This is a genomic window from Promicromonospora sp. NPDC050262 (genome assembly GCF_040655935.1).
In the GTDB taxonomy this organism is placed as follows: Bacteria; Actinomycetota; Actinomycetes; order Actinomycetales; family Cellulomonadaceae; genus Promicromonospora.
Window position 1 is genome coordinate 355135 of the sequence record NZ_JBFAKX010000001.1, and the last position, 25151, is coordinate 380285.

Sequence of the window (25151 nt, forward strand, 5' to 3'; positions counted from 1 at the left end):
TCAAGCCCTGCTGCCGGTGAGCGCGAGCGTCCCGCCGAGGCCGATCATCATGCCGCCGCCGGTGGCCCGGATCGCGGAGAGGCGGCTCGGCGACGACGCGAACCACGTGCGCGCGGCACCCGCCAGGAGCGCCCACAGGCTGTCGAAGACCAGGGCGACGAGCGTGAACACCAGGCCGAGCACCATCATCTGCAGCGGCACGTGCCCGGCGCGCACGTCCACGAACTGGGGCAGCGCGGCCACGAAGAACACGATCGTCTTGGGGTTGGTCACGCCCACGACGAAGCCCTGGCGCAGGATCACCCAGCGCGACGGCGCCTGGCGCCCCGGTGCGCCGTCCACCTCGCCGTCCGGCCCGACGCCGTCACGCCGGTGCCGGATCGCCTGCACGCCCAGGTAGACCAGGTAGCCGGCGCCCAGCAGCTTGAGCACCGTGAACGCCACGATCGACTCGGCCACGACCGTGCCGACGCCGAGCGCGACGGCCGCGACCAGCGGCAGGGCGCCGAGCTCGTTCCCGGGCACGCTGAGCAGGCCGCCGGGGCGGCCCAGGGAGAGCGAGCGTCCGACGACGAACAGGACGCTCGGCCCGGGGATCACGATGAGGATCACGGACGCCGCGACGAACGCGACGAGGGTCTCGATGGTCGGCATGGCGCCACCCTATTCCCCGCTCGTGTGCACCCCTTCGAGCTGGTCGGCCCGGCGCACGTGCCGGGTGACCCACGGCCCGAGCAGCGCGAGGACGGCCGCGAAGCCCAGGGCGACGAGGCCGATGCCGCCGAAGTACGCGGTGTCGGACGCGCCCTCGGTGGCCTGGACGAGCTGCGCCGTGATGGCCTGCCCGGCGGCGGGCGCGAGGAACCACAGCGCCATGGCCTGCCCCTGGTAGGCGCGCGGCGCGAGCAGGGTCGTGGCGGCCAGGCCCACGGGCGAGAGGCACAGCTCGCCGAGGGTCTGGATCACGTACACGACGACGAGCACCCAGCCGGGCGTGAGGTCGTCACCCGCCAGGGCCGAGGCGCCGGCCAGCACCAGGAACGACAGGGCCGCGAGCGCCAGGCCGATCGCGAACTTGTACGGCGTCGGCGGCCGGTCCTTGGTGCGGACCCACAGCCAGGCGAACGCGGGGGCCAGAATGATGATCGCGGCGGGGTTGATCGACTGGAAGAACTCGGGGCTGACGGTGAACCCGAGGATCTCGCGCGAGGTCCGGTCGGCGGCGAACGTCGCGAGCGTCGTCGCCGCCTGCTCGAAGATCATGAAGAAGAGCATGGCCGCGACGAACAGGGGGATGTAGGCGACCAGGCGGGGCCGCTCGGCGTCGGTCACGCGCGGCGACCGGTACATGGTGATGAAGAACGCGATCGGCGCGAGGAACGCGATGTAGCTGAGGGTGTCGATGAGGGCGTGCACACCCCACTCGCCCGAGACGAGCCGGGCCACGAGGTACACCAGGATCACGGCGCCGAGGATGATCGCGAACATGCGCACCACCGCCGGCCGCTCCCCGGGCCGCACGGGGTTGGGCACGACGTCGCCCGCGCCCTGCAGGTTCTTGCGGCCGAGCACGAAGAACACGAGCGCGATGCCCATGCCGATCGCGGCCACGGAGAACGCGGCGTGGTAACCCCAGACGGCCCGCACGGCGCCGACGATGATCGGCGAGAAGAACGAGCCGATGTTGATGCCCATGTAGAAGATCGAGAACGCCGACTCGCGCCGGGGGTCCTGCCGCTCGTACAGCGCGCCCACCATCGAGGACACGTTGGGCTTGAGCAGGCCGGTGCCGAGCGCGACGAGCACGATGCCCAGGTAGGAGAACCCGGCGGTGGGGACCGTGAGGCACACGTGGCCGGCGGCGATGATGATGCCGCCGTAGAGCGTGGAGCGCCGGGCGCCGATGACCCGGTCGGCGAGCCAGCCGCCGACCACGGACAGCAGGTAGACGCCGGTGCCGTAGATCGAGACCACGGCCTCGCCCAGCGTCTCCTCGAGGCCCAGGCCGCCGTTCGCGATCGTGTCGGTCAGGTAGAAGACCAGGATCGCGCGCATGCCGTAGTAGCTGAACCGCTCCCACAGCTCGGTCGTGAACAGCGTCATCAGACCGAGGGGATGCCCGAAGAAGCGCCGGTCGCCCGCCACTGCGGCGGGTGGGGTCGGGTCCGGTCCGGTTCCTGACGGCGGTGTCGCCGAGCCTGTGCTCATCCCCCGATCGTCGGTGCCGCGACGGCGGGCCGCACGTCGGGCGGGAAACTCACCGCGCGGCCGCCGACCGCCCCCAGAGCATCCGGCCCACCACCCGCCGTCGGACCACCACGCCGACGTGCACCGCCAGTGCGGCGTAGAAGCACAGGTGCGCGGCGATGTGCAGCGGCAGGAGGTCGGAGCTGCCCAGCACCAGCGCGATCCCGGTCGCGGGGACCACGAAGAGCATCGCGAGCAGGATGCGCTCGGCGTGGTGCAGCACCTTCCGGTCGGTCCTGGTCAGCCGCGGGTCCCAGGGCGGGAGCGGCGTGGTGCTGCGCCACACCACGCGCAGCACGCCGATCGCGACGATCGCCAGCCCGAGCAGGACGTGCCACGCCGGCAGCGCGAGCCCGCCCTGGCCGTCGAGGAGGCCACTCGCACCACTACCTGTCCCGCTCCCCGCCCAGTCACCCGTCCACAGGTCCGCCCACGCGGAGCCGACGGCGTCGTCGGCGTCCTGCTCGCGCAGGTCCTGGGCCTGCTCGCAGGCCTCCTCGAGCCGGTCGAACCGGTCCTCCTCGGCGTCGGTCGTGTCGCCGCCGCTGCGGTCCTCCCCCACCGGGTCGCAGTCGACGTCGGGCACGTCGCCGTCGTCATCCATCGCGTAGCCCACCGCGAGCTGGGCGGCCAGGAGCGCGACCGTCGACCAGTGCAGGACCTTCGTGACGATGCCGTAGCCGTGCTCGCCGTTGCGCCACCTCATGCGGGCAACCTCAGCGCAGGCGGGCGGTCCTGTCCAGCCCGCGGCCCCAGGTCGCGGCAAAACGCGCGCGGTACTGGCTCGGCGAGGTGCCGAGGCGGGCGACGAAGCGGCGGCGCATCGTCTCGGGGCTCCCGAACCCGGCCGCACCCGCGGCCGCGGTGACCGAGTGGCCCGCGTCGAGGAGCGACCGGGCGCGGTCCAGGCGGGCGTCCTCGACGAACCGCGCCGGTGAGGTGCCGAGCTCGGCCGCGAACAGGCGGGTGAGGTGCCTCGGTGAGACGCCGGCGACGGCGGCGAGCGACGTCGCGGTGTGATCGAGCGCGGGCTGCGCCGCCACCAGGTCCACCACCTCCCGCAGCGCGGAGGAACGGGGCGGACGCAGCTCGAGCGGAGCGGAGAACTGCGACTGGCCGCCGGGCCGCCGCATGAACATCACCAGGTTGCGCGCGACGTCCCGCGCGAGCTCGGGGCCGTGGTCCTGCTCGACGAGCGCGAGTGCGAGGTCCATGCCGGCCGAGACCCCCGCGGACGTGAACACACCGCGGTCCTCGACGAACAGCGCGTCGAGCTCGACGACGACGTCCGGGTAGGTCCGGGCGAGGACCTGACCGTGCCTCCAGTGGGTGGTGGCACGGTGCCCGTCGAGGAGACCGGCCGCGGCCAGGACGAACGATCCGGTGCAGATCGATACGAGCCTGCGCGCCCGGGGCCCGACCTCGCGGACGGCGGCGGTCAGCCCGCCCGGGACCGGCCGACGGACGAGCTCGTCCCCGCCTGCGACGACGACCGTGTCCACCTCCCCGAGACCGGACACCGCCGCGTCGACGGGCAACCGGGTCCCGATCGACGTGCGCACGGGCTCGCCCGACACCGAGGCATAGCTGAGGCGGTACGCCGCACCGAAGGTGTTGGCCTCGGCGAGAACCTCGGCCGGACCGGAGACGTCGAGCATCTTCATGCCGTCGAACACGACGAACACGACGTCCCGCTCGGTCACCACCTGGCTCACCTCCGTCACGCTCTGCGGGCCCGGCGGCCCAGCGGTCACACTCAAGCACGACCTGGAGGGGCGGTCACTCGGGCCAGTCGTTGTCCTGGATGATCCGCACGAAGTCCTGCCGCCGGAACGACGGGTCGAAGTGCGCGAGCACGTCGTCGTTCATGGTGCCGAACGTCGTGCCGGGCCGGCCGGCCATGCCCTCGTAGAAGGCCCGCAGGATGCGGTTCTTGAAGTCCGGCCGCGGGTGCGCGGCGACTGTCTCGGCGCGCTGCCAGGGTGCGATCTCGCCGAGGTCGAGGCCGAGCACGTCGGTCTCCACCCCCAGGGTCACGACGGCGACCTCGGGCGCGAGCAGGTGCGGCACCTCCGGCGTCGTGTGCAGGGCGACGGCAAGCCAGACGGCGCGGACCTCCTCCGGCGAGCGGCCGTGGCCGCGCAGGAACGCCGACGCCGCCTCGGCACCATCGATCTCGAAGCGGCGGTCCCGGGAGCCGTACGCCGCCGTCAGACCGAGATCGTGGAACATCGCCCCGACATAGGCGAGCTCGGGATCGACCGGCAGACCACGGGCGGCCGCCTTGAGCATCCCCCAGACGAAGACCCGGCGGGAGTGGTGGAACACGAGGTCGTCGGCGGCCTGCCGCACCAGTGCGGTCGCGTCCCGGACGAGCTCGGTGTCCGGGACGGCGATCCCGGCGATGGTCTCAGGCATGTGGGGCTCCTCGGTCGATGGCTGGGTACGGTGCGCATGTCGTCGCACCCACCCACCGTCCCCGGTGCCGGGCCGTCGGCGCACCGTCCGGACGGACCGGTACCCCACAGATCCGGCCATCGTGGTGCGCGGCCTCGCGCCCGCTGGATCACCGCTCCTCAGCCCGCACGGCCGTCGCGGACACGGCGTCGTCCCCATACGCCCTACGTTGTCGAGAGTTGAGTGCTGGGTTTTCGCCCTTCTGGCACACGAAAAAGGGCGAAGATCCAGCACTCAACGATGACGGCCGCGGGCGGTCAGGACGGCGCCGGGCCCGTCGAGCCGCGCCAGATGATCGTGTTCAGCGGCCCGTCCGACGCCGCCTCGGCCTCGCGGGCTGCGGCCGTCTCCGGCTGGAGCGTGGCGACCAGCCGCGCCATGGCCGCCCGGCCGAGCTTGCGGTGGTCGACGTTGACGGTGGTCAGCGTGGGCTCCAGGTACGCCCCGAGCTGGTTGTTGTCCCAGCCGGTCACGCTGAGGTCGCCCGGGATGGTCCACCCGCGCTCCCGGGCACCCAGGACCACGCCGGCCGCGCCGACGTCGCTCGCGGCGATGACGGCGGTCGGGTGGTCCTTCTCGGGCAGGGACAGGACGGCGGCGTGGGCACCCTCGGCCGACCAGTCGCTCTCGATGATCTGGGCCGGGCCCAGCCCGAGCCGTTCGACCGTGGCGACGAAGACGTCGCGGCGGCCGCGGGCGGAGGCGTAGTCGAGCGCGCCGGTCACGTGCAGGAACCGGCGGTGACCCAGCTCCGCGAGGCGTACGACCAGGTCCTCGACGGGCGAGCCGTCGGCCAGCTCGCCGACGCCGCGGAACTTGTCGTCGTAGTCGGCGGACACGACGATCGCGGCCCGCTCGGGAAACCTCCCGCCGGAACCCGGCGGCAGCGGCGCGAGGGCGAGGACGCCCTCGACCTGACCCGAGTCGGCGAGCTCCCGCACCCGCTCGAAGCGGTCGGCCGGCGTGCCCTCGACGCTGAACGCCTCGACGGTGTAGCCGTGCTCGTGGGCCACCTCCATCACCCCGCTCAGGATCTGCGGCGGGCCGTACGTGGCCACCGCCGGGAGCAGCACGGCCACCCGGCCGCTGCGCCGGGTGCGCATGGACCGGGCGGTCAGGTTGGGGCGGTAGTCGAGCTCCTCGACGGCCTGGCGCACGCGGGCCACGGTCTCGGGCCGCATCTTGGCGTCGTTGCGCAGGTAGCGGGAGACGGTCTGGTGGGAGACCCCGGCGGCCTTCGCGACCTCCCAGATCGTGGCGCGCCGCCGGTCGGTCGCAGTGTCCGTCGACGTGTCGCTCGAGCTCTCGTTCGCCATGCCCCGTCCTCGCTGGTCGTCACGGCTGGTCATCACGGCTGGTCACCGCTGGTCATCACCGTTGGTTGTCAACGCTGGTCAGCGCCGGTCATCACCGCTGGTCAGCGCCCGCGTCCGTGTGGCACGCGAGCATTCTGGCACGCCCCCGCAGATCACCGTCGCGTGAGAGGCCCTTGCGAAGTGATCGATCACCTCCTAGCCTAACCCGCAAGCGGTGATCGATCACTCTGCAATGGTGCAGCCCCGTGGCAATGGAGCTGGCGATGGAGCAGGTCGTGGCAGATCGCCCTTGGAACAACGATGTACCACCCAACGACGAATGAGCCGGCAGCGCCCGGACCCGCATGGCGGGTCGTCCGAGCCCGGGGAGAGGCCCCGGGCCATCAAGTTCACCATCAGTCCGTTCACCGAGGAGCGACACCATGCCTGAGAACGCGCCGCACGTCCGTGACGTGCCGGGGATCGCGGGATGACCGCGGTCGACGAGACCCGCGCGGGACGCGCCGGTTCCCGTCGTCGCGCGCCGGAAGGCGGCGACGGATCACCGCCGATCCGCCGGCCCATGCCCTGGTGGCGGCGGCTGGCGCGCGACCGGGCCGTGCTGCTGCTGGCGCTGCCCGGGATGGCGGTCATCGTCGTCTTCCAGTACCTGGCCCTCGGCGGCAACGTCATCGCCTTCCAGGACTACCAGCCGTACCTCGGCATCGAGCGCAGCCTCTGGGTCGGGTTCGAGAACTTCCAGATCCTGTTCTCCGGCGACCCCGAGTTCCTGGCCGCGCTCCGCAACACCCTGGTCATCACGCTGCTGCAGACGGTCTTCGTCTTCCCCGCGCCGATCGTCCTGGCCCTGCTGCTGCACAGCCTGGTGTCCAACCGCGTGCGCCAGTGGGTGCAGTCGATCCTGTACCTGCCCCACTTCCTGTCGTGGGTGATCGTCGTCGCGGTGTTCCAGCAGATCCTCGGCGGGGCCGGGCTGATCAACAACTTCCTCCGGTCGCACGGCTGGCAGCCCATCGACATCATCGGCAACTCCGACGCCTTCTACGCGCTCATCACGTCGCAGGTGATCTGGAAGGACACCGGGTGGGCCACCATCCTGTTCCTCGCCGTGCTGGCCGGGATCGACAAGTCGCTGTACGAGGCCTCGGCCGTCGACGGCGCGTCGCGCTGGCGCCAGACCTGGCACATCACCCTGCCCGGGATGCGGCCGATCATCATCATGCTGCTCATCCTCAAGCTCGGCGACTCCCTGAGCGTCGGGTTCGAGCAGCTGATCCTTCAGCAGCAGGCGGTCGGGCTCGGCGTGTCGGACGTGCTGGACACCTATGTCTACAACCAGGGCGTCCTGGGCGGGTTCTGGGGCGTCGCGGCCGCCGTCGGCCTCGTGAAGGGAGCGATCGGGCTGGTCCTGGTCCTCGTCGCCAACAAGACCGCCCACGCCTTCGGCGAGGAAGGGGTGTACCGAGCATGAGCACGACCACCACCGCAGGACCTGCCCCGACCACGGCGGGCCCCACCATGAACGACGACCGGCCCCGCGGCCGCACGCGCCCCGTGATCGACGGCGTGGCGATGCCCGGCCCCATGGAACGCACCGTCAAGGGCATCGTCCTGACGATCGCCTGCGCGCTGGTGATCCTGCCGTTCGTCGGCATCATCTCCACGAGCCTGGCCACGCCGGAGCAGGTCACCGAGGCGGGTGGCTTCGTGCTCCTGCCCACCGGGATCGACCTGAGCGCCTACCGGATGATCTTCGCCGGCGGCGTCGTCACGCAGGCGCTGTGGATCAGCATCCTCGTCACGGGCATCGGCACCACGCTGAGCCTCGCGCTGACGACGACGCTCGGCTGGGCCCTGAGCCGCAAGGGTGCGTTCGGCGTCCGGGCGATGCTGCTCGTGGTGCTGATCAGCCTGCTCTTCAACCCCGGGATCATCCCGAGCTATCTCGTGGTCCAGCGGCTCGGCCTGCTGGACACGCTGTGGGCGCTGATCATCCCGACGTCGGTCTCGGCCTTCAACGTGGTGGTCGTGCGCGCGTTCTTCGTGCAGCTCCCGAACGAGGTGATCGACGCCGCGCGCATCGACGGCGCCACCGAGTGGCAGCTCTTCTGGCGCATCGGGCTGCCGCTGTCCAAGCCGGTGCTCGCCGTCGTCGGCCTGTTCTACGGCGTCGGCTACTGGAACGCGTTCTTCAACGCGCTGCTCTACATGTCGGACGCGAGCAAGTGGCCACTGCAGCTCGTGCTGCGCACCTACGTGGTCGACGGCGCCCAGCTCGGCTCCCAGGACCTGGGCATCGACGCCGCGTCCCTGCCGCCCCAGACGTCGCTGCAGATGGCGATCCTCGTGGTCTCCATCGTGCCGGTGCTGCTGGTCTACCCCTTCCTGCAGCGCCACTTCGCCAAGGGGATGCTCACGGGCGCGGTCAAGGGCTGACCCGCGCGGCCGGCGTCGTCGGGCGCCTGCCCGGTCTCCTTCCCGTTCTTCCCTTGCGGCTGTCCCCGCTGTCCCCACTGTCCCCGCTTTCCCCTGCTCAACCCTGCTTTCTCCCCCCGCTCGATGAGGAGTAGTCATGAACCGTTTGCTCACGGAGACGAACATCAGCCGCCGCAGCCTGCTGATGGGAGGCATGGGCCTCGGCGCGTTCGCCGTGCTCGGCCTCGCCGGCTGCAGCAACGAGGGCCGCGGTGGCGGTGCCCTGACCGGCAACGCCACCGTCGCCCTGCCCACGTACGTCCCGTACGACGGCGTGCCGATGGACATCAAGGGCGCCGACGGCGTGCCCGACACCATGCTGAAGTACCCCGCCAGCCCCCAGAAGGTCACCAGCGGCCAGCCCGGCGACGGCGAGGACGTCGGCATCTTCGGGATGACCAACACCCCGGTGCCGCCGTCGGTCGACAACAACGCCTACTGGCAGGAGCTGCACGAACGGCTCGGGTTCGCCCTGACGATCGCACTCACGCCGGCCGGCGACTTCTCCGACCGCTTCCAGACGACGGTGGCCGGCGACCGGCTGCCGGACATCTTCGAGATGTTCCCCGGCGACGTCCCCGGCCTGCCGAGCCTGCTGGAGGAGCGGGCGACCGACCTGACCGAGTTCCTCTCGGGAGACGCGGTCAAGAAGTACCCGTTCCTCGCGAACATCCCCACGGAGAGCTGGCAGTCCTGCGTCTACAACGGCAAGATCTTCGCCGTGCCGGTCCCCCGCGGCCCGGCGCAGAGCGGTGTGTTCTACGCGCGCCAGGACTGGTTCGAGGCCGAGGGCATCGACCCGCAGGTGACGTCGGCCGAGGAGTTCTACGACCTGTGCAAGGAGCTCTCGGGCGGCAACACCTGGGCGCTCGGGCGCGTGCCGCTCGGGCACCTGCGCCAGATGTACGAGATCCCGAACGGCTGGTCCGAGGACGGCGGCAAGCTCACCAGCGCCAACCTGCACGAGCGTCAGCAGGAGGCCCTGGAGCTCGGGCGGCGCCTGGTCGCGGACGGGTTCGTGCACCCGGACGGCGTCCCCGCCACCCAGCCGCAGCGTAAGACGTGGCTCGTCAACGGCACCATCCGCATGCTCGACGACACGTTCAGCGCGTGGCCCGACTTCTCGAACTACCCGATCGACGAGAACTTCCGGCTCTCCGTCGCACCGCCCCCGCTCGCCGAGGGCGGCGGCACGGCGGGCATCCACCTCGGCGCGCCCGTCCAGAACATCACGTCGATCAGCAAGAAGTCCGCCGGCCGCGTGGAGGCGCTGCTCGACGTGCTCAACTACCTCGCCGCCCCGTTCGGCTCGGAGGAGCACCTCTTCCGGACCTACGGCGTCGAGGGCGTGCACCACGAGCTCGACGGGACGGACCCGGTGCTCACCGAGAAGGGCCGCACCGAGATCCAGCTCGGGCTCAAGTACGTCGTCGAGGGCCCCTGGGTCAACTTCCAGGCCGGCGACCCCGACGTCGCGCAGGCCGAGCACGACGCCCAGGCCGCCGTCGTACCGACCGCCGTCGCCAACCCGGTGCAGGGTCTGTTCAGCGACACGGCCAGCCGCAAGGGCGGCCAGCTCGGCGAGAAGCTCGTCTCCGTGGAGTCCGACATCCTCGCCGGACGCAAGCCCGTCACCGCCTGGGCCGACGCCGCCGCGGCGTGGGCGAAGGGCGGCGGCGACACGATCCGCGACGAGTACCAGACGGCGCTGGCGGAGCGGCAGGGCTGACCCGCACCCGCCCTCGTCCACCGCTGAGTGCTGGGCATGTGCGGGATCGGGCTACCTGATCCCGCACATACCCAGCACTCAACAGGTTTGCGGCTGGACGGGAGGTTCAGTCCTGTGCGGGACGGCCGGCGGGGTGTCCGGGCGACGGCGCTGCCGCCGCGCATTCGACGCACCGCTCGGCGGAATTCCGCCGCTCAAGACGTGACAAAGAGGTCCGGGAGGCGGGTGCGGTCGCGCCCGCGGTGAGGCGGACGGCGCGCGGTGGGGCGGGCGCGCCGCGCAGTGAGGCCGACGGCGCGCGGTCGGGCGGACGGCCCGCGGACGCGCGAACGGCCCGCAGGGGGCGGACGGCGCGCGCGGCGGCACGGGCGGAGAGGCTGGCGCGAGTGGGCGCGAACGGGCGGGCCGCCTAGGCTGCCCGGTCCCGCTAGGCTGCCCGGTCCCGCTAGGCTGCCCGGTCCCGCACGACCCAGTCCGCGAGGGCCGACAGCGGGACCAGCAGCTCGCGGCCCCGTTCGGTGAGCTCGTACTCGACCCCGGGCGGAACCGTGGGGAAGACGGTCCGGGCGACCAGCCCGTCGTCCTCGAGCGCCCGGAGGGTACGGGTCAGCATCCGCTGGCTGATCCCGTCGACGCGCCGGTGGAGCTCGTTGAACCGGTGCGCGCGCTCGGCGAGCAGCATCAGCACGAGCAGCGTCCACTTGTCGCCCAGCATCCGCACCACGTGCGTGACGGGGCACGCCTCGTACTCCTCGGTCGGGACCCGTCCCGGCAGGCGGCCGCCGACGGCGGCGGCAACCATGTGGGCGTCGGGGTGGGGCACATCGGTGTTCCCATCTGACATGAAAGTGCCTTCTTCCGAGACGTCCGCGGTGCCGTGAGGATCGATGACGTCACCGTACCCAACGGTCACGACCGCGAGACGACGAGGAGACACGAGTGAGCACTTCCCCCACGCTGCTGGTCCTGGGCGCCGGACCCGGCCTCGGCATGTCGGTGGCCCGGCGGTTCGGCAAGGAGGGGTACCAGGTCGGTCTGGTCTCCCGCAGTGCCGACCGTCACCCCGGTTACCTGGACGACCTCCGCTCGGCCGGGGCTCGCGCGGTCGCCGTCGCCGCGGACGTGCGTCGGCCTGGTGACCTGCGACGCGCGATCAACGAGGTCGCGGCGGAGCTCGGGCCCGTCGACGTCGTCTACCACGGGCCGGGTGCCGACAACCCGGCGGCCGCCCCGATCGGCATCCTCGACACGAGCGCCGACGACGTCCGCGCCGCAGCCGCCCAGGTCGTGGACCCCGCCGTCGAGCTCGCCGGGCTGGTGCTGCCGGGTATGCGGGAGCGCGGCAGCGGAGCGATCGTCTACGTGTCAGGGCTCAGCGCCGTCGTCCCGCTGCCGTTCCTCGGTCCGTTCGCGCCGGCCTCGGCCGCGCTGCGCACCTACGCCCTGACCCTCGCCGAGGCTGCCGCGCCCGACGGCGTCCACGTGGGCTCGCTCGTGGTCGGCGGGCTCATCGAACGCGGCGACATCCACAGGATGCTGACCGCGAGCCAGACGGACGTCGGCGGAGCAGATGCACCGGAAGCGACGCTCGATCCGGCGCCCGACCTCGCGTCGGACCTGACGTCGGACCCGGCTCCCGGCTCGGCTCCCGTCCCAGTTCTCGACCCCGACGACCTCGCTGATGCGGTCTGGCGCATCGCAACAGGCGCCGAACGCGAGGTCGTCTTCAACGCGCTCGCCCCGAACGCGGTCTGACCGGCGTCACCGTCGCCCTGGCTCGTCCCCACCTCGCACAGCCGTCGAACAGGCGAGAAGAGGCAGAGCCAGGGCATGGTCATGCCGCCGTTGCGGGTGGCATGGCGGACGGGTCGTCGGGGTCGACAGCCTCGCCGGGTGCAGGTGCGGGGTCGATGGGTGCTGGGTCGATCGGTTCGGGCACACGGATGCGGTGACCACGCGGATCGGTGAAGACCCACCCCGTCTCCACCAGCACACCGCCCGCGGTGTTGGCGTGGAGGGGTTTGCCGGCCCAGGACATCGTGATGCCCCGGGTATCGACGAGCTGGTGATGGAACCAGCACAACAACGCACTATTGGCCACCGACGTGGCGCCACCATCCGCCCAGTGCGTCACCGCATGATGCACCTCGCACCGCGACGGCGGCTGATCACACCCCGGGAACACACAATGCCCATCCCGCGCGATCACCCCACGCCGCATCTGCCCCGACACCGTGCGCTGCGCCCGCCCCACATCCAACACACCACCATCCGCACCGAACACCACCCGCGTCACCGCACTGTCACACGCCAACCTGCGCAACAACCCTCGCGGGATCCGACCACCCGACTCCGTGAACACCGCACCACCGGAACCCAACAACCCCATGCCAGCACCCACGCCCGAGTTCGGCACCCCTGAGTTCGGCACACCTGGGTTCGGCACGCCTGGGTTCGGCACGCCTGGGTTCGATGCACCTGGGTTCGACGCACCCCCGGTCGCCGACCGGTCCGGGACCCTCCGTCCGCAGGTCAGGCACGACCCCTCACGCGTGCGGGTGACCTGAGTGACCAGCTCCGACCAGGACACCGTGACATTCAGGTGCGGCCGGATCGACGCACCCGGCGAGGCCTGATTCGTGTCCAGCACCAGACGCGCAATGTCGGCCAGGCCCTGCGCACGGCGCTGACCAGGAGTCCTGGAGTCCTCCGCGGCCGGTGCACCGACCACCGCGTTCAACGCCGTGGTCAACAGCAGACCGTGCTCATCGGTCAAGAACCCCGCCACATGGAACCCGCCCAGGGTCCTGGACACATCCAAGAACTCACCCCGGACAGCCCTGTCATCGTCCACGTCATCGGTATCCGGATCCGTCACCGTCGCGAACCGGCGCGCCACCACCCGAAACTGATCCGCATTGAGTACCCCGGCCTCGCGCAGGACCAGGCCCTCACCCGTCACCAGGGTCCCCTCACCGATCGCGGCCTCGAGCACCTTCGTGATCCGGGCCCTGGTCTCCGACCCGTCCGGATCATCAGCCGGGTCAGGCAGATCCACCGCGACCGTGTCCACGAACGCCTCCGGTGTCGTGGTCTGCCCGGTGCGGGCATCGACCAACCACGCCAACGCGTCCTGACGGCTCCGGCTCGTGGGCGCGACCTCGCTCATCACCCGCGCATGATCCACACCCAGGACGCCCGCGACCAGACCCTCACGCGTCACCGGCAACGCCCGCGCCAACCGACGCGCCATCGCCACGTCCTTCCGCGCGGTGGACGCCGACACACCCTCCCGCAGCCGCAACCACGCCGGGAACGTGCGCGACATCCCACCACTACGCCACGACCCGTCGTCCTCGATCCGCGGCAACACCGTCAACCGCACACCCTCCAAACGACCCACGACCCGGCGCACCCGGGTATGAGCCTGCATCAGCCTGGTGACCGACGGCGCACCCCAACCATCCGCGACCCCCGGCGCGACCAACTCCGCCAGCTCACCCACCACGGCCTCGATCCGATCCAACACACCCTCCAACGAACCCGGGGACACACCACCGGACGCCACCCCCATCGAATCCACCCGTGCCACCCCCTGTGCTCGCCTGACACCATTGTCTCGAACATTCATACGCATCGCGAGGCACACATGAAATCTGTGGATAACTCTTCGCGCGCGAGAAGGCTTCGCGCCACGCGGAAGGCAGGCTGACCTTGAACAGGAGGACCTGGCTCGGCCACGGCCGTTACGGCAGCGTGCCCCGCTACGCACGGAGGCTCCCGGAGAGGCGCACGACCTCACCGAGGTGCACGTCGACACAGCCGCCCCGGGCCCGGCGCCGTCGCGGACATCGTCCCGGCAGCGGCGCCCGTGGAGTGCGGGCTCAGATGCCGGCCGTCGCGCTCCCCCGCAGGATCGAGGTCATCTTCTTGCCGCGTGCCAGCTCGTCGACCAGCTTGTCCATGTACCGGATCTGCTGCATCAGCGGGTCCTCAATGTCCTCGACGCGGTACCCGCAGATGACGCCCTTGATCAGGGACACGTTCGGGTTCATCGCGGGGGCCTGCGCGAAGAAGGTCTCCAGGTCGACCCCGCTGTCGATCGCCTGCCGGAGGCCGGCGTCGTCGTAGCCCGTGAGCCAGGAGAGCACCTGGTCCAGCTCGGCCGTGGTGTGGCCCTTCCGCTCCACCTTCTGCACGTAGAGCGGGTAGATGCTGGCAAAGCTCATCGCGAAGATCCGGTCTCGTGCCATCTCCCGACTGTATCCGGGCCCACCGACACCCCGAAGGAGCTAGCCGAGCTCGATGACGATGCCCGTCAGGTCGTGCAGCACGCTCGCCGCCCCGGCGGCGACCGCCTCGCGCGCACGGCCCGCCGTGACGGCGGCAGGGTGGGCGTCGTCGTTCCCCAGCCCCGTTCCGCGGAACTCCGCCCCCGGCCAGACGACGGCGGTCACGTTGTGGGTCGGCTCCGGAAGCTGCGCACCGACCACCAGGAAGTCGGTCTCCAGGTACTGGGCGGTGATCAGGGAGAACACGTCCACCACCCCGTCGCCGACGCCGACCACGAGGTCCGGCGCGGCCGCCACGGCCTCGTCGATGCGGCGCTCGACCTCGTCGTCGCTCCGGGCCGGCAGGACCGTCAGGTCCGCCCCGTGCTCCGCGGCATAGTGCTCGACGGCGTCCGTCAGGGTCGCGGTCGCGGCGTCGTCGCCGCGGGCGACGACGACGATCGTGTACCCGGCGGGGACGGCGACGTCGTCCCACGTGCCCGGCGTGGGGCGGACCGTCGCCTCCGGCGCCGGCTCGTGGCTCGACCCGACGAACCGCGCGGCGAACCCGGTCAGGGGCGCCGGGCTGGCGACACCGTCCGACGTCGGGCCGGGCGTGACGGCGCCACACGCGGCGAGGGTGAGCGCGACGGCGACCGCCGCCAGGCTCGCGGTGAGTCCCACTGCCGGCCGCCTCACGGCGCGACCACCTCGGACTCCTCGGCGGCTGCCTTGTCAGAGCCCGTTGCCCCCTCGGCCCGGACCGCCTCCTTCACCGCGCCTTCCACAGGAACACCCTCCGCCGCCGCGCGCTCCGCGAGCGCCTTCGCGACGGCCGCCTGGACGCGGGCGTCCTCGCGCTGCCCGCGGGTCCGGCGGCGGCGCACCATCACGACGACGGCTCCGACCAGCAGCACGACGACGACGAGCGGCAGCCACGGCACGGCCCACCCGGACGCGTGGGCCTCGACGGGGGCGACGCCGGGGGTCGCGCCCGCGACGTCGGGCAGCTGGGCGACGAGCACGATGTCGGCACCGAGCCAGAACAGCGGAGCCACGCCGTCGACCGGCACGGACACCGGCCAGGACTCACCCGGGAGGAGCTCGGGCACGTCGTCGGCGGCGCCCTGCGCGCCGAGCCAGCCGAACGGGCCGGCGACGCCGACCTGCTGGTTCGCGGCCAGGCGGACGTTGCCGTCGTTGCGGACGGTGTAGGTGACCGTCGCGTCCCCCGGCCCGAAGGGGTTGAGGGTCTGGTGGTACTCGACGTGCGCGTCGGTGACCGTCAGGCTCGGCGCGAGGTCGCCGGCGACCCGCAGGTACACGCGGATGCCGGACCGGGTCTCGTAGTCGAGCCCCGCGTCCTGGGCGGTGACGGTGCGCGAGGTCAGGATCGCTCCCGCGTAGTCGCCGGGCGTCGCGTCGTCGGGCACCTGGAGCGTGAAGGGGACGTCGGCGCTCTCGCCGGGCGCGAGGCGCACCTGGTCGACGGCGGGGTCGAGCCAGGACCCGACGTTCACGGAGCCGGTGTCGTTGGACCCGGTGTCGTCGGGCCCTGTGTCGTCGGACCCGGTGTCAGCGGCGTCATCCCGCGTCAGCACGTCGAGCTGCCCCGCCGTCGTCGTGTAGCCGTCGGCCGCGTAGATGTCGAGCCTCAGCGGGGTCTCGCCGTGGTTGGTGACGACGAGCTCGTCCGACACCTTGGCGCCCGGGTCCACCGTGTAGCGGAAGTTCTCCCGCTCGGTCCCCTGGTCGTTGGTCGCGGTGCGCACGCCCCAGGTGACGTCGTCGGTGGGTACGGCGGACGGCGCAGCAGCGATCGGCACAGCAGCGACCGGCACAGCAACGGCCGAGGGCCCGGCGAGCGCCGTCCCGAGGGTGACGACCAGGGCCACGAGCCCCACGGGCAGAGCCCTGAGCGCGGCTGAGGAGCGAGCGGCGACACGGCGCGTGGTCGCGCGGGCGGCAGGCACGGGCATGGAGGTTCCTTCGATGGTGCCGGACAGACAGGTTTCGGGAAGAGGGTTGACCGGGTCACCGGGCGGGCGACGCTCCTCGTGAGAGCGCCGCCCGCCCGGCGCGGGTCAGCCCCGCTCGGGTCAGCCCCGCTCGGGTCAGCCCCGCTCGGGTCAGCCCCGCTCGGGTCAGCCCCGCTCAGGTCAGCCCCGCTCAGGTCAGCCCCGCTCAGGTCAGCTCAGCGCGGTGAGCGTGAGCGTGGCCCGGTAGGTCCCGTCGGTGACGTCGACGGGGATCTTCAGGTCGAGGTCGGCGCCGAAGAGCGCCGAACCCGTGGTGTGCCCGGCCGCGGCGCGGCCGAGGGTCGCCGACTGGGACAGGCCCGGTCCGCCGGTGAACCCGGTCGCGACCTGCGCGCCGGCGACGGATCCGCCGCCCGCCTCGATCACGTCCGGCGTCCAGCCGAGGTACTTGCCGGAGAACGACTGGTCACCGGAGGTGAAGTCGCCCACCTGGGCCGACAGCGACCACTGCGGGCCGCCGCGGCGCGTGTCGGTCACCCGGATCGGGTTGATCGAACCGTCGGCGGCGTAGTGGTCACCGGCGGCCTCGGCGGTGCCGAGGTCGACCAGTGTGTTGGCGCCGTCGATGCTCCAGACGAACTCGCCCGGGGCGCCCTGCGGCACCACGACCTGCAGCTTCTGCGTGTCGGGGTCGACCGGCTTGGCGATGGTCACCTGGTCCACCACCGAGTTCACGGGGCGGTCGGCGTCCTTGGCCTCGGAGCGGATGGTGCGCACCGAGATGGCGTCGTCGGACACCTCCACGGCCGTGTAGTTGCGCACGTTCTCCTGGTTGAAGGCGGAGAGCCACCACGAGCCGGCCGCGTTCGCCGAGTAGTACTTCGAGCCGGACGCCGAGTTGGCCGTCACGTACAGCACGCCGCCGGGACCCGGGGTGAGGACGTCGGCGCCCGCCTCCTCGGCGGGGTCGGCCTTCTCGCCGTTGCGGATCAGGTACGAGCGGGCGTAGCTGTGGTCGTGGCCCTGGAGCACCAGGTCGATGCCGAGCTCGGAGAAGAGCGTGGGCCACGTGTTGCGGCGGTCGATCACGTCGCTGTCGGTGGCGTGCGGGCCCACCGAGTAGATCGAGTGGTGGAACGACACGACCTTCCACCTCGCCTCGTCGCCGTGCTCCGCGACGACGTCGCGCACGAACCGCTCGTGCGAGGCGTAGTCCCGGCTGTTGGAGTTGAGGTTGAGGAACAGCACGTCGTTGTAGACGAACCAGTAGTCGCCGCCCGAGCTCGTGCCGGAACCAGGGCCGGCCGTCTCGTCGAGGTTCGGCGTGTTGAAGTGCTGGCGGTACGCCTTGTTGCCGACGTCGTGGTTGCCGTTGTTCGCCACGAACGGGATCTGGCGCAGGTGGTCGGTCGACAGGAAGGCGTCGTACTGCGCCTCGCTGCTCGCCGACTCCACCTGGTCACCGGCCGAGAAGAGCATCTCGGCGTCCGGGTAGGCGGCCGTGGCGACGTCGAGCGTGTCGACCCAGCCCTCGGTGTCGCGCGGCACGTTGCCCGAGGAGCCGAGCTGCGGGTCGCCGAAGAACAGGAAGTCGAAGTCGCCGTCGAAGTCCTGCGTACGGAACGTGGAGACCGCCGACCAGGCACCCTCGGTGCCGGCCCGGCCCTCAGTACCGACCCGGTAGGAGTACGCGGTGTTCTCCTGCAGCCCCGTGAACGTCGCGTGGCGGTAGAACTCGCCGCTCGACGACGGCCCGCCCGTGGCCGCCACGCTGATCGCGTCGGCCGGGAAGACGCCGTCCACGACCTCGCCCGCGGGCGCGATCTGGGCCACCTGCTCGGTGTCCTGGTCCGAGTACCACGCCAGGTTGCGCTCGGCCTGGGTCGCGCCGATGCCGAGCACGAGGTCGGTCACCGTGGTGGTCGGCTCCTCCTCCGGCACCTCGACGGGAACCAGCGACTTGAGGTCGAGGTACACGTCGGAGCTGGCCGCCCGGTCGTTGTAGAGGCCGATCGCCAGCGTGTTCACGCCGGCCTGCAGCACGTCGGCGGGCACGCTGAACTGCTGGCTCACCGGGTCGCCGGCGCTGGAGCCGGCGTAGGTGAGGTTCTTCTGCGCGTCGGGGACGGCCTCGACACGCTCGTCGACGAAGCCGGCCACCTTGGTGCCGTTGACGAAGATCTGCACCGCGTCGTCGAACGTCACGTCGCCACGCAGCGACGCGATGTCCGCGAGCTGGTCCGCCGTGACGTCGAACGTGGTGCGCAGGTGGTACGTGGGGATCGCGACCTTGGTCGCCGCGGCCGGGTCCACGTAGTGGTCGAGCACCGTGGTCACGGGGAAACCCGAGCCGAGGTCCGGCGTCGCCGAGCCGTTCTTCGCACCGAACGGTCCGGTGGCGCGCTTCCAGCCCGCGTCGTCGAACCCGGCGTAGGTCCAGGTGAGCCGGTCGCTGCTGCCCGCGGCCGGGTCGGTGTTGGTGTCCGAGTACGCCCAGGTGGTCGTGCCGCCCAGGAACGTCGAGGGCAGGTCAGCCGCGCCCGCCGACGTCGCGGCATACGTCAGGCCGCCGGCGACGACGGAGACGAGCCCCACCGCCGCGACGGCTGAACGACCCCAGCCGCGCACGGACGCGGCCGGGCGATGGTCATTCGCTTGCATGAGTCCTCCAGTGAAGGGAGCGCCGAGCGGCGCCGAGCAGACACTTGCCCCGGGAGACGAATCGGTGCCGACGCCGGGGTGAGCGGCAGATGAACATGCGGCGCGGCGGCGGGTGATCTTTCGGCCCTGGACGCGAAGTCCCAGGTCAGCCAGCCGGTCAGCCCATCCGGTCAGCCCAGCAGGTCAGCCCAGCCGGTCAGCCCAGGAGATCAACCCAGCCCGAGCAGCCGCTGGCCGAACCAGAACAGCCCGACGAGCGTCACCCCGGCCGCGACCACGACGCCCGTCCACAGCGCGGTGCGCGGTGCGCGGCGGCGCAGCAGGGTCAGCAGCGGGAAGACGACGGCGATGACGCCGAGCTGCACCACCTCGATGCCCACGTTGAACACCAGGAGCGACCACAGCAGCGCCCACGAGAACGGCTCGTCGATGCCGAGCGCACCGGCGAACCCGAGGCCGTGGACCAGGCCGAAGCCGAAGACCACGGCGAGCCGGAACCAGTCGGCCCGATCCAGTCCGGCCCTGTCGAGGTGGAGCCGCCCGACCCGAGCCGGCTCCAGCACGCCCTCGTGTGGCGCCGCCGCGCGTCCCCGCCACATCCCCCACACGTGCCAGGCCGCCACCACCGCGATCGACAGCGCGATGACCGGCTCGACGACGGCCGCCGGCGCGCTGACCACGCCCAGCGCGGCCAGCAGGAACGTCACCGAGTGCGCCAGCGTGAACGACGTCGCGGCGAGCACCACGTCCCGCAGGCGGCGCGAGCCCACGATGAGCGCGAGCAGGAACAGCAGGTGGTCCGGGCCGAGCAGCAGGTGCTCCGCGCCCAGCACGAAGAAGTGCCCCATGCGCTCGTACCAGTGCTCGACCGTCGAGAAGGACGGCGTGTGCTGCGTGAGCGCGGCGCTGCCGGCGGCGCCGTCGAGCTCGTAGTCGAGGATCGTCGTGGTGCCGGTGACGTAGCCCTCGTCGTCGGCGAAGAGGGTGCTGCGCACCTCGTAGTCGACGGGCTCGCCCGAGTCGGTCGGAGCACCGCAGTCGTGGTCGAGCACCAGCACGGCGTACGGCACACCCTCGCGGTCGGTGATCTCGACGTCGCCGACCTGCGCCGGGGTGCACGCCACGCCGTCGGCCGTCACCTCGAAGCGGTCGGTGACGTAGCCGAGCACGGTGTCGGCGTGGGCGGCGAGCGCCGTCGGCTCCTCGCCGGTCTCCCAGACGGCCATCCCCTCGTCGAAGAAGGCGCGGTCGTCCTGGTACTCGGCGGCGGAGACGACGAGCAGGTCGTACTCCAGGCCGAGCTCGGTGCGCACGACGCCGGGCTCAGGGGTCGAGGCGTCGGCGTAGACGGTGGACGTGAAGCCGTGCGCGCCCGCCGAGGGGGCGAGCGCGGGCAGGAGGAGGAACGCGAGCAGCGCGGAGGCTGCCGCGACAGTCGGAGAGCGACGCACGGGCGGCACCCTCCACCACCGGGATGAACGGCCCGCGAACACCCGGCGAACCATTCCCGGCCAGCAAGACCAGCGAGCCGGGACCGGCAGTCCGGCCCCGGCTCGCGACAGCCTCCTCCAGCAGCGACACCAGCTACAGCGTCGGCACCAGCACCGTCATCAGCTCGCCCGACCCCAGGTGCACCAGCGCCTTGCCCGGTGTCACCTGCGTCGAGACCGCCGAGCGCGGCAGGCTCGCCCCGACGAGGTCGCCGTCGAACCGGTCCTGTGGGCTGAGCAGCGCACCGCGCCGGCTCTTCTTGACGTCGACCTGCCAGCCGGAGAACCCGCTGGCCACCTCGGAGGCGTCGCCGCCGAGGATCAGGCCGCGCCGGTTGTCGGCAGCCGTGCGCAGGTACGCGCGCAGCCAGGTCTTGGCGGGGACGTCGGCCACCAGCTCGCCGTCGTCCACGACGAGCACCACGGGCTCGCCGTCGGGGTCGAGGTGCGGCGCCAGCTCCTCCTCGGTGATCTCCGTGCCGGTCAGGACGGCGCGCACGCCCGCCCTGCCCTCGAGGTCGCGCAGGATGCTCGGGCGCGGCGCCAGGACGACCACCTGGGTGCCGCCGCGCAGCAGCGACTCCGTCATGACCGCCAGCATGGTGGACCGCCCCGACTTGGACGGGCCGCCCACCAGGAACGCGGGCGCGTCCCCGGCGAGATCCATGCCGAACGCGGTCAGGTCGTCGCCGCCGACGCCGAGCAGCGCCCACATCGGCTGGGCCGCCTCCGGGCCCACGTACTGGTAGGCGGCGTCGACCGTGATCGTGGAGGGCAGGTCGTCCACGCGGAAGGGACCGGTGCCGGGCACGACGTCCTCCCGCTCGCGGATCGTGGCGGCCATGAGCCGCGCGGCGCTGGTCTGGGCGCGACCCGACGGGTCGTCGCCGAGGATCGCCACCTGCACCTCGAGCCCGCTGCCCGACCGGAACGCGCGGCCCGGCTGGATCTCCTCGGGCAGCTTCTTGTGGTCGATGCCCACCATCCCGTAGTCGAACCGGTCGGTGAGCCGCAGCACGAGCGCGTCGTCGGTCAGCACGCTCATCCGGCTGGAGAGCAGGCTGCGGTCGCCGGACACCAGCAGGTGGATGCCCGCGCTCGCACCGTCGCGCAGGAGCTCCTGGACGGTCTCGACCAGCTTGCCGCTGTCGACCTCGCCGTAGGTGCTCATGAAGCTCTCCCAGCGGTCGATCAGCACGAGCACGCGCGGCAGGCGGGTGCCCGGCTCGGCGAGCTCGCGCTGCTCGGTCACGCTGGCGAAGTTGCCGGCGGCGAGCACCTGCTGGCGCCGGCCGAGCTCGGCCTGCAGGCGGGTGAGCAGGCGCTTGGCCCGCTCCGCCTGCCCGCGCTGCACGACGGCGCCCGTGTGCGGCAGCTCGTTGAGCACCGTCAGCGCGCCGTTGCCGCAGTCGATCGCGTACAGGTGCAGGTCGGCCACCGCCATCTGGCTGGCCGCGGCGAACGCGCTGGTGCGCAGCACCGTCGACCGGCCGCTGCCTGGTGCGCCCACCACGTACCGGTGCCCGAACTCGTCCAGGTCGATCAGGGCGGGTCCCTGCCGCTGGTCGGACGGCGAGTCCTCCAGCGCCCAGGCGAACTGCGACTGCGCGCTGGTCTGCACCAGGTCGTCGAACGGCAGCAGGTCCGGCAGCGCGGGCAGCCACGGCCGCCGCGGCTCGTCCCAACCGCCCACACGCGCCGTCTCGCGCAGCGTCTCGACCAGCGCCGCGAGGTCGGTCTCGACGTCCTCGCTCCGCTTGACCCGGGGGCGGGCGGGCGCCGGGGCCCCGAGGTCGGTCACGGAGATCCGCGCGACGAACGGCGCCTCGACCTGCCCGACGTCGGACAGCGACAGGCGCCGGCCGCCCACGCGCGCGGACTGGAACGGGACCAGCGACGAGTGCCCGAGCCGGGCGTAGGCGCGGCCTGGCTGCGACTTGGCGATCTCCGCCGCCTCGTTCGCGTCGATGACGTCCTTGGACTCGCTCTTGTCCGTCATCCGCAGGGCGATGCGCAGGTTCGTGTTGGCGCGGATCTCCGGGGAGATGACGCCGGACGGGCGCTGCGTGGCGAGGATGAGGTGGATGCCGAGCGACCGGCCCCGCTGGGCGATGTTGACGAGCCCGGTGACGAAGTCGGGCAGCTCGCGCACCATCGAGGCGAACTCGTCGATGACGATCATCAGGCGCGGCAGCGTGGGGCCGACGTACCCGCGGCTCTGCGCGTCGAGGTAGTCCTCCAGGTCCTTCGCGCCCGCGGCGGCCAGCACGTGCTCCCGGAAGGTGAGCTCAGCGCGGAGCGAGTCGAGCGCGCGCTCCACGAGGTGCGTGTCGAGGTCCGTGACCATGCCGACCGTGTGCGGCAGCTGCTCGCACTGGCTGAACGCGGCGCCGCCCTTGTAGTCGACCAGCACGAAGTTCATGGTCTCCGGCGTGTTCACCACGGCGAGCGAGGCGACGACGGTCTGCAGGAACTCGGACTTGCCGGAACCGGTCGTGCCGCCCACCAGGGCGTGCGGCCCGTCGCGGACCATGTCGAGCACGAACGGCCCGTCCAGGGACACGCCGACGACGGCGGCGGTGCTGCCCTTGCCGCCGCTGGAGATCTTCCGCCACCGGGCCACCATCTGCTCGGCGTCGACCTCCTCGATGTCGAGCACCTCCACCAGGCGCGCCGAGTCGGGGATCAGGCCCTCGCCCTCGCTGGCGGTCACGTCGTGCACCGCGGCGACGGCGCGGGCCACCGGCTCGTACCAGTCGTCGTTCACCTCGTCGACCAGGATGGTGCGCAGGTCGTCGGCGTCCTGCCGGCGCAGCGTCATGCCGCCGTCCACACGGGCGAGCGCCACGACCGTGCACTCCTCCGGCAGCATCTGCTCGTCGCCGTCCAGGCAGACGACGCTCACGCCGACGCCGGGGCCGTCGCGCAGGATGGACACGACGCCGGGCAGGGCGCGCAGGCGGCGGGCGCCGTCGAGCACCACCACGACCTGCGGGCCGGACATGACCTTGCCGCCGGCCCCCTCCATGGCGGCGCGGCGCTGCGTGATCAGGGAGTTCACCTCGGCGACGCGGGCGGCGAGCGTGTCCGTCGTCGTACCGATGAGGGCGACGGCCTCCTGGCCGAACGCCGGGCGGGCGTGCGGCAGCCAGGCCGCCCAGGCCCAGTCCTGCACGTGCTCGGAGCTGGTCAGCACGTAGACCTGCACGTCACGCGGGCTCTGCAGCACGCCGAGCTGGCCCACCATCCACCGCGCGCGGCGGCGCGGCCAGTCCCCCGGGCCGGCCAGGCCGACCACGCCGGCCTCCTTGAGCGAGACCGTGACCGGCACGGACCGGACGGTCGCGCGGGTCTTGCGGCGGTGCTCCGGCTCGGCGCTGTCCTCCACCTCGACCTGGCTGGTGGCGTCGGCGAGCCCGAGCCGCACCGTGAGGTGGTCGCCGTCCGTGCTGCGGCGCTCCCACAGGCGGCGCGTCGGCGTGGTGGCGATGAGCCGCAGCTCGGCGGCACCCGGGCTGGAGACCCGGCGTCGGTGCTGCTCGCGCCGCACCGCCTCCAGCACCTCCTCCTCCAGCGCGGCCCGTTCCTCGGCGTGCTGCTTGAGCCGCTCCTTGTGCGTGATGTTGCCGTTCCGCTTGGACATCCACCAGTTGCCCCAGCCCATCAACGGCGTGGCCAGGGCGAACATCAGGTAGAACGGCGACTTGAACACGATCGCCATGACGACGCCCAGCACGGCGGGCATCGCCATGCCGAGCCACGGCAGCGGGTTGCGGGCGGGCGCGACCGGCTCCGCCGGCAGCCGGAAGTGCGTGTCCGGCATGGGCGGCAGCAGCCGCGGCGGCCGGTTGTAGTCCAGGTGCCCGGGCTCGGTGGCGGGCCGCAGGTCGGCGTCGGGCCGCGTGGCCGGCTGGACCGTCAGCACGCTCGGGCCGATCCGCAGCTGCGTGCCCGCGGGCCACGGCGCGTCCTCCTCGCCCAGCGGGTCCTCGGACCGGTCCAGGTGGACCGGTCGGCCGACCGAGCGCGGGTCCGGCACGCGCCGCACCCGCACGGCGCCGTCCAGTCCCACGACGACGGCGACGGCGGCGAGCCCGCCCTCGCGCGGCTCGTCCACCCGGACCCGGCCGTCGGGACCCACCTGCAGGACGGACTCACCGACACCGAGGCGGACGACGGCTCCGGTGCCCGTGCCGCCCGTGACGCACAGGTCGACGGGGCCGCCCGAGCCGGCGCTGTCGATCACCGGCTCGGCGAACGAGACGACGGCGCCGTCCCGGATCCCCGAGTCGGCGACGAGCAGCTCGGCGCCCGGGCCGTCCACGACCGCGTCGCCGTGCACGGAGCGGTCCTGCACCCCGTAGCCCTGGACGGCCCGGCCGTCCACGTACATGGTGCTGCCCCGGGGTGCGCCCACCTCGGCGGCAAGCCGCTCGGCCAGATCCGCCGCCTTGGTGCGCTCGTCCAGGTCCAGGGACAGGAGCGTCTCGCGCGCACCGTGGCGCACGGTGATCAGAGCGTGCATG

The 25151-nt window shown here is 72.2% G+C and carries 18 protein-coding genes; 4 read left to right on the top strand and 14 right to left on the bottom strand.

Annotated features, from left to right (window positions below):
• The 6 genes from AB0I29_RS01555 to AB0I29_RS01580 form a co-directional block, all read right to left on the bottom strand.
• Positions 1–654: a LysE family translocator gene (locus AB0I29_RS01555; protein WP_357477202.1), complete on the bottom strand. Its 654-nt coding sequence runs from the start codon at positions 652–654 to the stop codon at positions 1–3.
• Between the two features lie 9 nt (positions 655–663).
• Complete coding sequence (locus tag AB0I29_RS01560) at positions 664–2208, bottom strand: peptide MFS transporter (RefSeq protein ID WP_285101319.1); 1545 nt, start codon at positions 2206–2208, stop codon at positions 664–666.
• 49 nt (positions 2209–2257) lie between these two features.
• Positions 2258–2953: a hypothetical protein gene (locus tag AB0I29_RS01565; RefSeq protein ID WP_357477206.1), complete on the bottom strand. Its 696-nt coding sequence runs from the start codon at positions 2951–2953 to the stop codon at positions 2258–2260.
• A gap of 10 nt (positions 2954–2963) precedes the next feature.
• Entirely contained in the window at positions 2964–3962 is a 999-nt protein-coding gene (locus AB0I29_RS01570) for a GlxA family transcriptional regulator (RefSeq protein ID WP_285101314.1), read from the bottom strand.
• A gap of 64 nt (positions 3963–4026) precedes the next feature.
• Positions 4027–4665, bottom strand: coding sequence for an HD domain-containing protein (locus AB0I29_RS01575; protein WP_357477210.1), 639 nt, complete (start codon positions 4663–4665; stop codon positions 4027–4029).
• Positions 4666–4961: 296 nt separating this feature from the next.
• Positions 4962–6020, bottom strand: coding sequence for a LacI family DNA-binding transcriptional regulator (locus tag AB0I29_RS01580; protein ID WP_357477213.1), 1059 nt, complete (start codon positions 6018–6020; stop codon positions 4962–4964).
• A 562-nt stretch (positions 6021–6582) separates the two neighbouring features.
• On the opposite strand from AB0I29_RS01580, the gene AB0I29_RS01585 reads away from it, so the two are divergent.
• The 3 genes from AB0I29_RS01585 (at position 6583) to AB0I29_RS01595 (ending at position 10224) form a co-directional block, all read left to right on the top strand.
• Entirely contained in the window at positions 6583–7491 is a 909-nt protein-coding gene (locus AB0I29_RS01585; protein WP_357478105.1) for an ABC transporter permease subunit, read from the top strand.
• Positions 7488–8456, top strand: a complete 969-nt coding sequence (locus AB0I29_RS01590) for a carbohydrate ABC transporter permease (protein WP_357477218.1) — start codon at positions 7488–7490, stop codon at positions 8454–8456. The genes AB0I29_RS01585 and AB0I29_RS01590 overlap by 4 nt, the downstream gene beginning before the upstream one ends.
• Before the next feature lie 136 nt (positions 8457–8592).
• Positions 8593–10224: a hypothetical protein gene (locus AB0I29_RS01595; protein ID WP_357477222.1), complete on the top strand. Its 1632-nt coding sequence runs from the start codon at positions 8593–8595 to the stop codon at positions 10222–10224.
• Positions 10225–10669: 445 nt separating this feature from the next.
• Here the strand turns inward: AB0I29_RS01595 and AB0I29_RS01600 are convergent, their stop codons facing one another.
• Positions 10670–11068 carry a helix-turn-helix domain-containing protein gene (locus tag AB0I29_RS01600; protein ID WP_285101302.1) on the bottom strand — a complete coding sequence of 133 codons (399 nt, stop codon included), beginning with the start codon at positions 11066–11068 and terminating at the stop codon, positions 10670–10672.
• Positions 11069–11163: 95 nt separating this feature from the next.
• Here AB0I29_RS01600 and AB0I29_RS01605 point away from each other — a divergent pair, with 95 nt between their 5' ends.
• A complete protein-coding gene (locus AB0I29_RS01605; protein ID WP_357477227.1) occupies positions 11164–11979 on the top strand; it encodes an SDR family NAD(P)-dependent oxidoreductase in 816 nt (271 codons plus the stop codon).
• Positions 11980–12058: 79 nt separating this feature from the next.
• Here the strand turns inward: AB0I29_RS01605 and AB0I29_RS01610 are convergent, their stop codons facing one another.
• From AB0I29_RS01610 to AB0I29_RS01640, 7 genes are all read right to left on the bottom strand, one after another.
• A complete protein-coding gene (locus tag AB0I29_RS01610; RefSeq protein WP_357477230.1) occupies positions 12059–13750 on the bottom strand; it encodes a DUF222 domain-containing protein in 1692 nt (563 codons plus the stop codon).
• Positions 13751–14108: 358 nt separating this feature from the next.
• Positions 14109–14477 carry a DUF2200 domain-containing protein gene (locus tag AB0I29_RS01615; protein WP_285101298.1) on the bottom strand — a complete coding sequence of 123 codons (369 nt, stop codon included), beginning with the start codon at positions 14475–14477 and terminating at the stop codon, positions 14109–14111.
• A gap of 39 nt (positions 14478–14516) precedes the next feature.
• Positions 14517–15194 (bottom strand): BMP family ABC transporter substrate-binding protein, encoded by a 678-nt coding sequence (locus tag AB0I29_RS01620; protein WP_357477233.1) that lies wholly within the window; start codon positions 15192–15194, stop codon positions 14517–14519.
• Positions 15191–16474, bottom strand: coding sequence for a DUF916 domain-containing protein (locus AB0I29_RS01625; protein ID WP_285101293.1), 1284 nt, complete (start codon positions 16472–16474; stop codon positions 15191–15193). Before AB0I29_RS01625 ends, AB0I29_RS01620 begins: the two co-directional genes overlap by 4 nt.
• A 210-nt stretch (positions 16475–16684) precedes the next feature.
• Positions 16685–19135, bottom strand: coding sequence for a fibronectin type III domain-containing protein (locus tag AB0I29_RS01630; protein WP_357477238.1), 2451 nt, complete (start codon positions 19133–19135; stop codon positions 16685–16687).
• 209 nt (positions 19136–19344) lie between these two features.
• Positions 19345–20586 carry a HupE/UreJ family protein gene (locus AB0I29_RS01635; RefSeq protein ID WP_357477241.1) on the bottom strand — a complete coding sequence of 414 codons (1242 nt, stop codon included), beginning with the start codon at positions 20584–20586 and terminating at the stop codon, positions 19345–19347.
• A 133-nt stretch (positions 20587–20719) separates the two neighbouring features.
• Positions 20720–25150 carry an FtsK/SpoIIIE domain-containing protein gene (locus AB0I29_RS01640; RefSeq protein WP_357477244.1) on the bottom strand — a complete coding sequence of 1477 codons (4431 nt, stop codon included), beginning with the start codon at positions 25148–25150 and terminating at the stop codon, positions 20720–20722.
• Position 25151 lies beyond the last annotated feature (1 nt).

What these genes read in the sequence shown, in the direction of transcription:
- AB0I29_RS01555 (WP_357477202.1), bottom strand. Translation starts at nt 654, where the DNA reads ATGCCGACCATCGAGACCCTCGTCGCGTTCGTCGCGGCGTCCGTGATC.
- AB0I29_RS01560 (WP_285101319.1), bottom strand. Translation starts at nt 2,208, where the DNA reads ATGAGCACAGGCTCGGCGACACCGCCGTCAGGAACCGGACCGGACCCG.
- AB0I29_RS01565 (WP_357477206.1), bottom strand. Translation starts at nt 2,953, where the DNA reads ATGAGGTGGCGCAACGGCGAGCACGGCTACGGCATCGTCACGAAGGTC.
- AB0I29_RS01575 (WP_357477210.1), bottom strand. Translation starts at nt 4,665, where the DNA reads ATGCCTGAGACCATCGCCGGGATCGCCGTCCCGGACACCGAGCTCGTC.
- AB0I29_RS01580 (WP_357477213.1), bottom strand. Translation starts at nt 6,020, where the DNA reads ATGGCGAACGAGAGCTCGAGCGACACGTCGACGGACACTGCGACCGAC.
- AB0I29_RS01585 (WP_357478105.1), top strand. Translation starts at nt 6,583, where the DNA reads ATGCCCTGGTGGCGGCGGCTGGCGCGCGACCGGGCCGTGCTGCTGCTG.
- AB0I29_RS01590 (WP_357477218.1), top strand. Translation starts at nt 7,488, where the DNA reads ATGAGCACGACCACCACCGCAGGACCTGCCCCGACCACGGCGGGCCCC.
- AB0I29_RS01595 (WP_357477222.1), top strand. Translation starts at nt 8,593, where the DNA reads ATGAACCGTTTGCTCACGGAGACGAACATCAGCCGCCGCAGCCTGCTG.
- AB0I29_RS01600 (WP_285101302.1), bottom strand. Translation starts at nt 11,068, where the DNA reads ATGTCAGATGGGAACACCGATGTGCCCCACCCCGACGCCCACATGGTT.
- AB0I29_RS01615 (WP_285101298.1), bottom strand. Translation starts at nt 14,477, where the DNA reads ATGGCACGAGACCGGATCTTCGCGATGAGCTTTGCCAGCATCTACCCG.
- AB0I29_RS01625 (WP_285101293.1), bottom strand. Translation starts at nt 16,474, where the DNA reads ATGCCCGTGCCTGCCGCCCGCGCGACCACGCGCCGTGTCGCCGCTCGC.
- AB0I29_RS01630 (WP_357477238.1), bottom strand. Translation starts at nt 19,135, where the DNA reads ATGCAAGCGAATGACCATCGCCCGGCCGCGTCCGTGCGCGGCTGGGGT.
- AB0I29_RS01640 (WP_357477244.1), bottom strand. Translation starts at nt 25,150, where the DNA reads ATGCACGCTCTGATCACCGTGCGCCACGGTGCGCGCGAGACGCTCCTG.